Here is a 13,328-nt window from a genome sequence, read left to right as displayed (position 1 = left end):
TGATCTGCAGCCTTAAACTGTCTTTATAGAAGTTAGCTAGACGCCGAGTAGTATGGCAAAACAGTTGCGTACGACTTGCTATCAACATACTCGCTACTAGAGAACATGCTTGCTACATCCTCATTCCGCCATCAACTTCTAACACTCTTCCGGTGAAATAATCGTTCTCGAAGATGTATTTAGCCGCATGAGCGATTTCACTCGTTTCCCCAATTCGGCCTACTGGCACCATCTTATTTAATCTTTCAATGGCTTCCGGTTTTAGGCTTGCAGCCATAGCAGTTTGTACGATTCCAGGAGCAATCGCTGCCGCTCGAATCCCATAACGAGCCAATTCTTTCGCCCAGCATGTCGCCAACGATGCAACCGCGGCCTTTGATGCCGAATAATTCGATTGCCCCATATTGCCGGCTCTCGCGACACTTGAGATGTTAATGATGACCCCTTTGCGTTCTGTCTGGATCATTTTAGCGGCCGCTTCTCGTCCACACAAAAAAGTGCCCGTCAGGTTTACATCAATCACCGCATTGAATTGCTCGAGCGACATCTTGCTTATTTCACCATCTTTCGCTTTTACCAGTAATCCATCACGCAAGATTCCAGCGTTGTTAATCAATCCATCCAGTTGTCCAAAATCTTCTACTATGCCTGAGAATACTTGCTCGACTTCGGCCTCATTGGTTACATCCACTTTATAAATGAGCGCCTTAGTCCCTAACATATGACACTGAGCTTGAGTCTCACGTAGCGCTTCTTCATTCACATCCAACAGCGCTAATTCGGCTCCGGATTGCGCCAGTGTAATTGCCATCATTTGCCCTAAGCCCTGACCCGACCCTGTTATCGCAATCACGCTTTCTTTAAGGTTCATACCTCTATCTCCTGTATGGATTTGACACTTGCTATCAAGACGGTCTAACGAAAAGTCACGACTTTATTTGCCGCCGATAGAATTCAAATAAACTGGAGAAGTCTAGCTCTTCATTTCCGTTTGCATTGTGAAACGCGTATAAGTTTCGAGCTAATGTCCCCATTGGAATAGAAGACTGACTTTGGTTCGCCGCATCCATGCCTAAACCAAGATCTTTGAGCATTAATTTACTCAAAAACCCCGGTTGGTATTGATTGCTCGCAGGCGCATTTTCCATCACCCCAGGGCATGGGTTATACAGTTCTAAAGCCCAATTTCGCCCAGAGCTTTGCAGCATAATGTCAGAGAGAACTTTTGGATTAAGTCCATTGTCGATGCCCAAATTTAGCGCCTCACAAGTCCCAGACATTAATATCCCAAGCATCAAGTTATTACAGATTTTCGCCATTTGGCCATCACCCGCTTTCCCAGCATGAAACACATTTTTGCCTACGTGTTTTAGAACCGTTTGAGCCTTAGCGAAAGCTTCCGTCGTGCCACCGACAATAAACGTCAGCGTCGCAGCTTTGGCTCCTGCAACCCCGCCTGACACGGGTGCATCGACAAACAACAATCCTTTCTCATCGGCTTGTTTCGCGACCAACTTGGCGGTTTCGGGGTCAATCGTCGAAGAATCAATTAAGAAAGTATTGGGGTCAACGACGTCGAGTAAGCCCACGCCCCCACTTTGATTACCTAAGTACACTGACCGTACATGTGCCCCAGCAGGCAACATGGTTATCACTGTGGTTGCGCCTTTTACGACATCAATGACAGAGTCAGAAATAACAGCGCCTAGAGGTTCTAATTTTCTCGCTGCCAATTCATTTAAATCGAAAACTTGGACAGTAAAACCAGCTTTCAAAAGGTTCTCTGCCATAGGACTACCCATGTTACCCAGTCCAATGAATGCTATGGTACTCATGAAATGCCTCCCTCAATTGAGGTTCAGTAAATGTACAATCAAAGTGCTAATATTTTCCTAATTCAGCCAATGGATGTTTATCGGCTGGCCATAAAGGACTAAACAAAGTATCAATCACTTTGGAGTCCACATCGTATATGCTTTCAAATTTCCAATTCGGCTCTCCGCATTTATCAATCAACCGAGCACGCACCCCTTCTTGAAACTCTCCCAATAAGCCACTCCTTACCGCCAAACCGAGTTCTAACTTGAAGCAATCCGCTAGCGATAGGTCGTGATACTGCTTAATTTGGCGATAAACGATATGGGCGGTAATTGGGCTACCCGCGAGCATAGATTTCTGCGCATTTTCTAGCCACTTACCTTCGTTACTTAATGGATCGCTAGGCTGGATATCAAGAATACCTTGCCAAATATTGGCAAGGTCGGGACCCCGACACGCGAATTCGATTCTCGGAAGGTAAGTGAACATTTGGGCAGCCGGTTTATGAGGTTGCGCCTCTTGCGTTAACCCCTCAAGTAGCTCGTTAATGACCGAATAATGATCGTTTGCACTAAACCACTGGGTTGAACGAAGTAAAGTTAGGAGTATCTCTTGATGGTCTTCAAGTAATAGATAATCGGCTAAGTGAAGTTCTAACACGTCGTTGGCGTTAACCATGGTTCCGGTCAAACCAAGGAATAAGCCGACTCCCGACTCCAATCGATTAAGAAACCAGGTACCTCCGACATCAGGAAAAAGGCCGATGCTCACTTCCGGCATCGCTAGGCGAGACTTGGGTGTGACTACTTTATGGCTTGCTCCCATAAATAACCCCATGCCACCGCCCATGATAATGCCTTGTCCCCAAGCGATGACCGGTTTGGGATAAGTATGGATAAGGTAGTCGCACTGATATTCCAAGGTAAAGTAAGTCGTGCAGAAATCTTGTGCTTCTTTTTTTGATTTCTCACTCATCATCTGGTGCATAGTGCGAACATCACCACCGGCGCAAAATGCTTTCTCACTGTTGCCTTTTAGCATCACGCACACAATCTGATCGTTTTCTTGCCAATCAAGTAACTGTTGATTCAACTGAATCAACATTTCAAACGTCAGAGCATTCAATGAATCGGGGTTATCTAGAGTCGCAACACCAATTTGATGGTGTTCGTCATTGCAACTGAGCTGCTCAAATGTGACTTTCCCTGCCATATCTCCCCCACATGTTCCTTACATTAGTGATTCGTGTCGGTTAAAACAGTGCCAAGATTCGCCAGACTATTTCCCTAGCCTCACGACGGCATGCTTCCCCCACGTTCACTATTTATTCTTCCAATTTGGCGTGCGTTTTTGCAAAAATGCATTGACACCTTCTGTCTGGTCTTGAGTATCAAATAACTTTACAAACAGCTCTCGTTCTTTGATAAGCCCTTGGTTCAATGTTGAACTTCGTGTGTTCTGAATGAGTGATTTACACGCCGTCACTGAAGAGGGAGATTGGTTTCCAACCGAATCAGCTAAACGAATCGCCGTCGGTAATGCCTGCTCTTTGGGTACCACTTCTTCTATCAAACGTATCTGCAATCCCAGTTCTGGTTTCACTTGCTCACCACACAAAATTATTCGCTTCGCCCAACCTTCCCCGACCAGAGCGGTGAGATTTTGCGTGCCACCAGCACAAGGTAATAAACCGACTTTCGCTTCAGGCAAAGCCATGACCGCCTGCTCTTCCGCGATTCGAATATCACAGGCCAATGCGACCTCTAGCCCTCCGCCCATCGCGTAACCATTGATTGCTGCTATCGACACTCCACGAAATGATGACAATGTCTCAAACGCCTCAGAAAAAGCCCGCGCCATATCGAACGCCACCGTTTTATCGCCATCCGCAAATAGGTTTAGGTCAGCCCCCGCCGAGAAGAACTTTTCTCCCTGTCCAGTAATGACCAAAGCATAGACATTACGATTTTCATTTAAGGATAGAACCGTTTGTTTTAGTTCATTTAGGCTGCGCTCCGTCCACGTATTGGCGGGAGGGTTATTCATCATGACGATTGCAGTATGGCCTCGAATCTCTACCTGAATATTCGACTGTTCGTTGCTTTCTGTTTGTGCAGACATAAATCTTCACCTCAATTTCTCGCCAATGTTTGGTGGCGACAAGCTTTCCTAAACCCACTAATGATTAAATGCTCTTATCTACAATATAGATGCTCCATCCGCGAGTAAGCGCCTCGCAATAATTAAGCGCATAATTTCATTGGTTCCTTCCAAGATCTGATGCACCCGAACATCTCGAAAATAACGCTCCATTGGGTACTCTTTGATATAACCATAGCCCCCATAAAGCTGAAGAGCTTGGTCGCAGACGCGAAAGCCGACATCGGTAGCGAATCGTTTTGCCATCGCACAGTATGCCGTTGCTTCAGGATCATGATTATCCAATTTGCTTGCGGCATAGCGAACTAACTGCCTTGCCGCGACAAGCTCTGTTGCCATATCAGCAAGTTTGAATTGCAGCCCTTGAAACTGGTCGAGGCTTTTACCAAATTGCTTTCGCTCTTGCATGTACTGAGTTGCCTGATTCAAAGCTTGCTGAGCCGTGCCGATAGAGCAAGTCGCAATATTGATCCTTCCTCCATCTAACCCTTTCATCGCAAAAACAAACCCTTGCCCTTCGTTACCTAAAAGGTGATCGGCAGGTATGGAGACGTTTTCAAAGGTGATCGCCCTTGTTGGTTGACTATTCCACCCCATTTTGGGCTCTTTACGCCCATAGCTGATGCCTTCCGATTGAGCAGGCACCACGAAAGCAGAGATGCCTTTCGCCCCTTTTTCCTCCCCTGAGCGAGCCATGACTACGAGCACATCGGTCTCCCCAGCGCCAGAGATAAAAGTTTTTCCACCGTTAAGAATGTAATTGTCTCCACTTTTTGTTGCTGTAGTAGTCAGTGAAGCCGCATCGGACCCAGCATTCGGTTCAGTTAAGCAATAAGAGCCGAGCCATTCCCCTGAAATGAGTTTGTCGCAGTAAACCGCCTTAGCTTGCTCCGTGGCAAAACTTGCAATCATCCAACTCACCATATTATGAATCGTCATAAAAGCGGTGGTTGACGTACAGCCCATCGCAAGCCGTTCAAAAATAATCGAAGAGTCGAGCCTACTCAGTTCAAGCCCGCCTTGGTCTTCAGGGGTATAAAGGCTTAAAAAACCCAGTTCACCCGCTTCCTTTAGCACTTGCTTGGGAAAAATTTGCTTTTCATCCCATTCCGATGCCATGGGGCTGAGTTTATCTAAGGCAAACTGATAAGCCGTTTCAGCAAACGCCCGTTGTTCTTCATTCAATTCAAAGTCCATACATCGCTCCCGGCAATCACGCTACTTTAATTGGATTGTTAGGTTTGGCCCTGTCGGAATGTCATCATCAAACCAACGAGAGGTAACAGTTTTCGTCTCAGTATAAAAACGGACGGCCTGTTTACCGTAAGCATGCAAGTCACCATAAAAACTGCCCCGCCAACCCGTAAATGAAAAGAAAGGAAGAGGCACTGGAATGGGGACATTAATCCCCACTTGCCCCACTTGAATTTCATTTTGATACTTACGTGCCGCAGCGCCGTTAGCAGTAAATATGGAGGTACCATTACCATAAGGGTTGGCATTAATTAGGACTATCGCCTCATCAAGTGACTCGACTTCCATACAGACCAAAACCGGGCCAAAGATTTCCTGTTGATAGATAGACATGTCTGTTGTCACCCCACTAAACAGCGTAGGGCCGACCCAGTTACCATCCGGGAACCCTTCTACTGAACATTGGCTCCCGTCTAACTCACATACTGCGCCCTGTGCTTTACCTTCTTCGATGAGTTTCAGTACTCGCGTTTTAGCTTGTGCGCTGATGAGCGGGCCATAGCCTGCTTTTTCATCATCCCATGCCCCCGGGTGAACTTTGGCCATTTCCTCTTTTAACGCTGGAATCCATTGCTTAGTGCCTCCCACAAAAACAGCGACTGAAATGGCCATACAACGCTGGCCGGCAGCGCCAACAGATGCACCAACCAAGTTACTGACCACCTGATCTTTATTTGCATCAGGCATGATGACCATGTGATTTTTAGCGCCAGCAAATGCCTGAACGCGTTTAAAGTGTTGTGTCCCTTTTTGGTAAATGTATTGAGCAACCGGTACAGAGCCCACAAAAGAAATAGTTTGGATCTGCGGGTGTTCGAGTAAGAAGTCCACTTGCGGCTTACGACCATGCACAATTTGCAATACGCCTTTTGGCGCGCCAGCTTGCTCAAACAGTTCAGCCATTCGGATTGAGGTGAGCGGGACTTGCTCTGAAGGTTTTAGAACAAAAGTATTACCGCTTGCGATTGCGATAGGAAACATCCATAAGGGGATCATCGCGGGGAAATTGAAAGGAGTAATACCACAACAAACGCCTAGCGGTTGAACAATGGAATAGGTATCAATGTCACTGGCGACATTCTCAACCATTTCCCCCATCATGTTACTCGCAATATTTGCCGCTTGCTCCACCACTTCAATGCCTCGCCAAACATCTCCTTTGGCATCAGCCAATGTTTTGCCCGTTTCGTGAGACAATAACGCGGCTAAATCATCATGATGTTCTTTCAAAAGATATTGGTAACGCAACATGAGCCTTGCACGCTCTGGTACTGCGACCTTTTTCCAGGTATTGAACGTGTCTGCTGCACTCTGAATAGCTTCTTCCATTTCTTGAACCGTTGCGCAGGGTAAGCTTGCAATGACATCGTTAGTCGCGGGGTTAGTAACATCTACCCACTCTTGAGCCTTTGATTGACGAAACTCACCACCAATAAATAAGGGTACAGACTTCATCGTGTTTCTTCCTTATTGTTATTGCCCACCACTTATCACCGCACCGAATGGGCCAAGGGTTTAATTTCTACTATCGATTATCGTCCTACAAAGGGATCTCCACGCCAATCGCTGTGGCCTCTCCCCCACCGATACACAGCGATGCGACTCCACGCATCACCTTTTTATGTTGGTTATCGTTGGCACCTTGTAGCTGCTTTAAGCTATGAATTAACGTCACTAGGATCCTTGCGCCGCTTGCCCCAATCGGATGACCAAGTGCACAAGCGCCTCCTTTGATGTTCACTTTTTCTCGATCTAGCCCTAGCTGCTGAACTACTATTTGCGTAACAACGGCAAACGCTTCATTAATTTCCCACAGATCCACTTCATCCACCGACCAATCGAGCTTTGAAAGTAACTTCTCAATTGCAAATACGGGAGCAAGAGTAAATTCGGAAGGTTCTCGGGCATGTGTTGCGTGACCTTTAATCACAGCGAGTGGCGATAATCCTTGTTGCTTAGCGAGATCGCCATCCATAAGTACCAACGCTGCTGCGCCATCAGAAATGGAGCTAGAATTGGCAGCGGTTACACTTCCATCCTTAGAAAAAGCAGGACGAAGTTTAGGGATTTTTTCAAAATTAATTTCTTGCGGATGCTCATCAAAATCGAGCGTTTGATTGGACTTTGACTTACTTTCAATGGATACCATTTCATCAGCGAATAGATTTCGGCTCTGTGCTTCAAGTGCCCGCTGCGCCGACATACAAGCCCACTCATCCATACTGATACGAGTAAACTTCAACAGATCTGCCACACTCTGCGCATAGACCCCCATTAACTCGCCTTCATAGGCATCTTGTAAGCCATCTAAAAACATATGGTCATAAGTCGATTTATGACCTAAACGCATTCCCTTACGCGACTCTGTCAGCAGATAAGGGGCGTTAGTCATGCTTTCCATTCCCCCAGCAACCGCACACTGAATGGAGCCAGATAAAATAAGATCGTGCGCCAACATGACCGATTTCATCCCAGAGCCACATACTTTATTGATGGTTGTGCACATCACCGAATGCGGTAACTTCGCCCCCAATGCGGCTTGCCTTGCCGGTGCTTGACCACAGCCTGCCGTTAGCACACAGCCCATGAAGACTTCATCGATATGCTCAGGGTTCACTTTCGATTCCGACACTGCAGACTGAATCGCAATTTGTCCAAGTTCCGGCGCAGAGTAGTCCTTCAACATACCTTGAAAACTACCAAGCGGGGTTCGCTTTGCTGACACTATCCAAATGGTTGATCCCATTATCTTGCCCTCTCTCGCACCGTGTTACTTGCTGTTTGAACGTCACCTTTCGCAGTACTCCTAACATCAATACCTTACTTCACCACGATAAAAAGCTGTCTGTTTTTTGCTCTGCTGTTTCTTGACGTTTACGTAAGCATAGCACTAACATTTACGTAAACGTAAAGAAACAAAATCGCAACATGTCAAACTTAATGGACAGTTCTAACGCCCTTCATTAGGTCATCCGATTTTGTGTTTTCCTCCGCAACATGGCGTCAGAGGACATCATTGATGGATACGTTCAAAATCAGTGAACTTGCAAAAGAGTTCGACATTACCACTCGAAGCATTCGCTTTTACGAGGACATGGGGTTAATACACCCAGATCGCCAAGGGAATATTCGGGTTTATCAACGGCGCGACAAAATTCGCTTAAAGCTTATTTTAAGAGGAAAAAGACTGGGCTTTTCACTCGCCGAAATACGAGATTTATTTGAGCTTTACGACACGAACCAAAGCGATATTCAACTGCATAAAATGCTCAAAATTATCGATGAAAAGCAGCTTACCCTCCAAAGGCAGCTCGACGACATTAACGTTGTAATGCTTGAACTCAATACTGCCCGTGAACGTTGTAACCAGGCACTGAAACGTTCCCAAGCGGAATAACTCATGTTGAGTGAGAGTGATAAGGAGATAGCATGAAAAATGATTATATCCCGCTTAACTTTGGACATGATGAAACCATCACCATGCTTCGAGAGCAAGTCAACGCCTTTGCAAGCGAGCACATTGCACCTATCGCATCCGATATCGACCGAGATAACCAGTTTCCGAACCACTTGTGGCCGCTTTTGGGAGAAATGGGATTACTTGGCGTAACGGTTAGCGAAAAATACAGCGGCGCAAACATGGGCTACTTAGCCCACGTGATTGCGATGGAAGAAATCAGCCGAGCGTCAGCGTCTGTCGCACTCAGTTACGGCGCGCACTCCAACCTTTGCGTCAATCAAATATTTAGAAATGGTACGCCTGAACAAAGGGCTAAATACCTGCCGAAACTCATAGACGGTAGCCACATCGGTGCGCTTGCCATGAGCGAGCCGAATGCTGGTTCCGATGTCGTCAGCATGCAGCTAAAAGCTGAACTCAAAGGTGATCACTACCTACTTAATGGCACAAAAATGTGGATCACCAACGGCCCTGATGCCCATACCCTTGTGGTTTATGCGAAAACCTCCCCCAATGAAAAGTCCCATGGGATCAGCGCGTTTATCATTGAATCTGGCTTTGAAGGTTTTCAACATGCGCAAAAGCTCGACAAGTTGGGAATGCGAGGATCCAACACCTGCGAACTTGTCTTTGATAACTGCAAAGTCCCTGTCGAGAACGTGCTCGGTGAGATTAATCAAGGCGTGAAAGTGCTGATGAGTGGCCTAGATTACGAACGAGTCGTACTGGCCGCAGGCCCACTTGGCATCATGCAAGCCTGTTTAGACCTTGTGGTGCCTTATGTTCATGATCGTAAGCAATTCGGAAAATCCATCGGCGAATTCCAGCTCGTGCAAGCGAAAATCGCTGATATGTACACCAGAACCAATGCCGCACGTGCCTATGTTTATACGGTTGCCGCTGCCTGCGACCGTGGAGAGAGCACCCGTAAGGACGCGGCAGGTGTCATTTTGTATGCGGCTGAACTGGCAACTCAGCTAGCGCTAGACGCTATACAACTATTAGGTGGTAACGGATATATCAACGAGTTTCCCGCAGGTCGACTGCTTCGTGACGCCAAACTCTATGAAATTGGGGCTGGCACATCTGAAATACGTCGAATGCTAATTGGTCGAGAATTATTTGAAGAATCCCGTTAAGCATGAGCATGACGACTTTGAGTTCAATTATCTAGCTTTCCGACGGCCCCGAACTAGTAAGGATTTAACATGGCGATTATACAAACCAAAGCTAAGCCAAATGATCCACACTTTCTCACTAATCAACGGATTATGACTGAGCAGGTCAATAATTTGCGTTCAAATCTAGAAGTGATCAAGCAAAGTGGTGGCAGTAAAGCTTTGGAACGTCAGCGAGCAAAAGGGAAACTTCCTGTTAGAGAACGTATCTCCGAGCTTCTTGACGATGACTCCTACTTTTTAGAAATCGGGGCATTTGCGGCGTGGCGTGTATATGAAGACAACATCCCTTGCGCCGGAGTCGTCGCCGGCATTGGGCAAGTCGAAGGCGTGGAGTGCATGATCATAGCCAATGATCCGTCGGTTAAAGGAGGAACATACTTCCCGCTGACCGTCAAAAAGCACCTACGAGCTCAAGAGATCGCTGAACGCTGCCAGCTCCCTTGCATTTACTTGGTGGACTCCGGAGGAGCGAATCTACCGCACCAAGCGGAAGTCTTCCCCGACAAAGACCATTTCGGACGAATCTTCTTCAACCAAGCGAGAATGTCGGCCAAAGGGATCCCTCAGATTGCTGTGGTGTTGGGGTTATGCACTGCGGGAGGCGCGTACGTCCCAGCCATGGCAGATGTTTCGATCATCGTCAAACAACAAGGCACGATATTCTTAGCTGGCCCTCCGCTTGTGCAAGCCGCCACTGGGGAGGTTGTGACAGCTGAAGAATTGGGAGGCGCAGATGTTCACTGCAAGAAGTCCGGCGTGGCCGATTACTACGCGCAAAATGAACAACATGCTTTACAACTTGCGCGCCAATCGGTCGTCAGTACCAACCCTCCCCCGCATGTGATTGCACCTAATATCATCCACCCTCCTCGTTATTCAGCGGAAGAAATCTATGGCATCGTCAATGCTGACTTGCGCCATCTATTTGATGTACGAGAAGTCATTGCTCGTGTGGTTGATGATTCTGACTTCGACGAATTTAAAGCCGTTTATGGTCAAACCCTAGTTTGTGGTTTTGCCCACTTATTTGGCCACCCAATTGGAATCATTGGCAACAACGGCATTCTCTTTTCAGAATCCGCCCAGAAAGGAGCACATTTCATCGAACTCTGCGCTAAGCGCAAAATTCCGCTTTTGTTCTTACAAAATATCACTGGATTTATGGTCGGGGAAAAATACGAAGCTGAAGGCATTGCCAAACATGGAGCAAAACTTGTCATGGCGGTCGCGTGTGCGGATGTACCTAAGTTCACCGTGATTATTGGAGGCTCCTATGGCGCGGGGAACTACGGTATGTGCGGCCGAGCCTACGATCCAACCATGATGTGGATGTGGCCAAATGCCCGCATTTCAGTCATGGGGGGTGAACAAGCGGCAGGTGTTCTCGCGCAAGTGAAAAAAGACATTAAAACTCGTCAAGGGGAAGACTGGTCTCAACAAGACGAAGACCGTTTTAAGCAGCCAATTCTCGATATGTACGACACTCAAGGCCACCCTTTTTACGCCAGTGCTCGACTTTGGGACGACGGTATTATCGACCCCAAAGATACTCGAGAAGTCGTCGGACATGCATTGATTGCCGCTTTGCGCGCGCCCATTCAGGAAAGCCAGTTTGGTATTTTCCGAATGTAATGTTCACACCGCCAAAGTTAGCTGGAGAACTCCAACATGACATTGCCTGACTCAAATTCACTGCTGTGCGATGTTAATTCCCTCGGCGTTGCCACTCTGACACTGAATCGAACAGAAAAAAATAATGCGTTTGATGCTCAGATGATCAATGACTTGATCGAACAACTCTCGTTGTTGTCTGCCAACACAAATGTCCGGTGTTTAGTACTTCGAGCCAATGGAGAGCACTTTTCTGCAGGGGCTGATTTACAGTGGATGCAGTCTATGGCGGCTCAACCCCATTCAGCAAATATAAGGGATGCAGAACAACTTGCGAAGTTAATGTCTACCCTTGATAACTTTCCCCACCCTAGTATCGCTGTCGTTCAAGGGTGTGCTTTCGGCGGAGCTCTGGGCCTAATTTGCTGTTGTGATATCGCCATTGCAAACAACGATGCCCAGCTTTGTTTAAGTGAAGTAAAGTTAGGGCTGATACCTGCCACCATCGGGCCTTATGTATGCAGAGCCATTGGGGTAAGGCAAGCGAGGCGTTACATGCTCACGGCTGAACGCATCGACGCTCTTACTGCAAAACAGCTCGGGCTGCTTCATTTAGTTGTCGAACCCTCGGCGCTTGATCTGCAAACGCAGCTACTGGTCCAGTCTTTATTGGCAAATAGCCCAAAAGCCCAAACACTAGCCAAACAGCTTTGCAAACGTTGTGATGAAAGCAGTATCGACGCCGTTCTCATCCAATGCACCAGTGACTTAATCGCAGATATTCGAGTGTCACCACAAGGGCAAGAAGGTCTTGCTGCGTATTTTGAACGAAGAGCCCCGAACTGGGTTCAGCCTGTGGATGAAGTGACTGACGCAGCATCGAGCCAGAACAAATTAGATTCCGATAACGGTAAGGAATCAAAAGATGAGTAAGCCAAAGCTGCCAACTGCCATCACTATTGTAGAAATGGGCGCAAGAGACGGCCTCCAGAATGAACAAACCGTCTCCACTAACACCAAAATAGAATTAATTAATCGGTTGTCTAAAACCGGTCTCAACCACATTGAAGCTGGCGCTTTTGTCTCTGCGAAATGGGTGCCACAAATGGCTGATTCAGAGCAAGTTCTAAAAGGCATTACTCGACAATCTGGTTTGATTTATTCAGCCCTTACACCCAACTTACAGGGTTTTGAAAAAGCATTAGCATCCAACGTCAATCAAATCGCGATATTTACTTCCGCGTCCGAAAGCTTTTGTAAAAAAAACATCAATTGCTCCATTTCACAGAGCATTGAACGATTTGTTCCGGTTATCGAACAAGCACGTGAGCGCAACATTCCAGTTAGAGGATACCTATCTTGTATAGTGGACTGCCCGTATGAAGGCGAAACCTCCAATGCTCAAGTGGCTGCAGTGGCGAAAGAGCTTCTAGACCTTGGCTGCTATGAAATCTCACTTGGCGACACAATAGGAACAGGAACGCCATTACGGATTGCAAGAATGCTCGAACATGTCGAAAAGAAGATGGAATTCGATAAGGTTGCCGTACACTTCCACGATACATGGGGGCAAGCATTAGCCAATATCTATCAAGCAATAACCATGGGGATCAGTACCATAGACAGCAGTGTGGGTGGTTTAGGCGGTTGCCCATACGCGAAAGGAGCAAGCGGGAACGTTGCGACGGAAGATGTACTTTATCTTTGCCAAGGACTTGGCATCCATACCGGTATCGACCTAAAAGAAATTGTCAAAACAGCATGGTTTATTAACCAACAGCTCAATCGCCAACCAAGCTCTAAGGTTGCACTGGCAATGCGCCCTGATAAACTCTAAGCCCGCT

The 13,328-nt window shown here is 47.0% G+C and carries 12 protein-coding genes; 5 read left to right on the top strand and 7 right to left on the bottom strand.

Features of this window, described 5'->3' with window-relative positions; all coding sequences use genetic code 11:
* Positions 1-112 precede the first annotated feature (112 nt).
* From ACHUFI_RS09430 to ACHUFI_RS09400, 7 genes are all read right to left on the bottom strand, one after another.
* A complete protein-coding gene (locus ACHUFI_RS09430; RefSeq protein ID WP_394248467.1) occupies positions 113-871 on the bottom strand; it encodes an SDR family oxidoreductase in 759 nt (252 codons plus the stop codon).
* A gap of 55 nt (positions 872-926) precedes the next feature.
* Complete coding sequence (mmsB, locus tag ACHUFI_RS09425; RefSeq protein WP_394248465.1) at positions 927-1,835, bottom strand: 3-hydroxyisobutyrate dehydrogenase; 909 nt, start codon at positions 1,833-1,835, stop codon at positions 927-929.
* A gap of 46 nt (positions 1,836-1,881) precedes the next feature.
* The gene (locus ACHUFI_RS09420) at positions 1,882-3,030 is read right to left on the bottom strand and encodes an enoyl-CoA hydratase/isomerase family protein (protein WP_394248463.1); all 1,149 of its coding nucleotides are present in this window, start codon (positions 3,028-3,030) and stop codon (positions 1,882-1,884) included.
* 108 nt (positions 3,031-3,138) lie between these two features.
* Positions 3,139-3,939, bottom strand: coding sequence for an enoyl-CoA hydratase (locus ACHUFI_RS09415; RefSeq protein WP_394248461.1), 801 nt, complete (start codon positions 3,937-3,939; stop codon positions 3,139-3,141).
* Positions 3,940-4,017: 78 nt separating this feature from the next.
* On the bottom strand, positions 4,018-5,175 hold the full coding sequence (locus ACHUFI_RS09410) for an acyl-CoA dehydrogenase family protein (protein WP_394248459.1): 1,158 nt from the start codon (positions 5,173-5,175) through the stop codon (positions 4,018-4,020).
* Between the two features lie 21 nt (positions 5,176-5,196).
* On the bottom strand, positions 5,197-6,687 hold the full coding sequence (locus ACHUFI_RS09405) for a CoA-acylating methylmalonate-semialdehyde dehydrogenase (RefSeq protein ID WP_394248458.1): 1,491 nt from the start codon (positions 6,685-6,687) through the stop codon (positions 5,197-5,199).
* 85 nt (positions 6,688-6,772) lie between these two features.
* Positions 6,773-7,978 carry a thiolase family protein gene (locus ACHUFI_RS09400; protein WP_394248456.1) on the bottom strand — a complete coding sequence of 402 codons (1,206 nt, stop codon included), beginning with the start codon at positions 7,976-7,978 and terminating at the stop codon, positions 6,773-6,775.
* A gap of 273 nt (positions 7,979-8,251) precedes the next feature.
* On the opposite strand from ACHUFI_RS09400, the gene ACHUFI_RS09395 reads away from it, so the two are divergent.
* From ACHUFI_RS09395 to ACHUFI_RS09375, 5 genes are all read left to right on the top strand, one after another.
* Positions 8,252-8,629 carry a MerR family transcriptional regulator gene (locus ACHUFI_RS09395; protein WP_394248454.1) on the top strand — a complete coding sequence of 126 codons (378 nt, stop codon included), beginning with the start codon at positions 8,252-8,254 and terminating at the stop codon, positions 8,627-8,629.
* Between the two features lie 32 nt (positions 8,630-8,661).
* Positions 8,662-9,831 carry an isovaleryl-CoA dehydrogenase gene (locus ACHUFI_RS09390; RefSeq protein ID WP_394248452.1) on the top strand — a complete coding sequence of 390 codons (1,170 nt, stop codon included), beginning with the start codon at positions 8,662-8,664 and terminating at the stop codon, positions 9,829-9,831.
* A gap of 69 nt (positions 9,832-9,900) precedes the next feature.
* Entirely contained in the window at positions 9,901-11,505 is a 1,605-nt protein-coding gene (locus ACHUFI_RS09385) for a carboxyl transferase domain-containing protein (protein ID WP_394248450.1), read from the top strand.
* A gap of 36 nt (positions 11,506-11,541) precedes the next feature.
* Positions 11,542-12,417, top strand: coding sequence for an enoyl-CoA hydratase-related protein (locus ACHUFI_RS09380; RefSeq protein ID WP_394248448.1), 876 nt, complete (start codon positions 11,542-11,544; stop codon positions 12,415-12,417).
* Complete coding sequence (locus ACHUFI_RS09375) at positions 12,410-13,321, top strand: hydroxymethylglutaryl-CoA lyase (protein ID WP_394248446.1); 912 nt, start codon at positions 12,410-12,412, stop codon at positions 13,319-13,321. Before ACHUFI_RS09380 ends, ACHUFI_RS09375 begins: the two co-directional genes overlap by 8 nt.
* Positions 13,322-13,328 lie beyond the last annotated feature (7 nt).

The sequence above is a fragment of the Vibrio profundi genome (assembly GCF_043642225.1).
GTDB classification, from domain to species: Bacteria; Pseudomonadota; Gammaproteobacteria; order Enterobacterales; family Vibrionaceae; genus Vibrio; species Vibrio profundi_A.
Note: the sequence above shows the minus strand (reverse complement) of the source record. Positions and strands in the feature narration are given on the sequence as shown.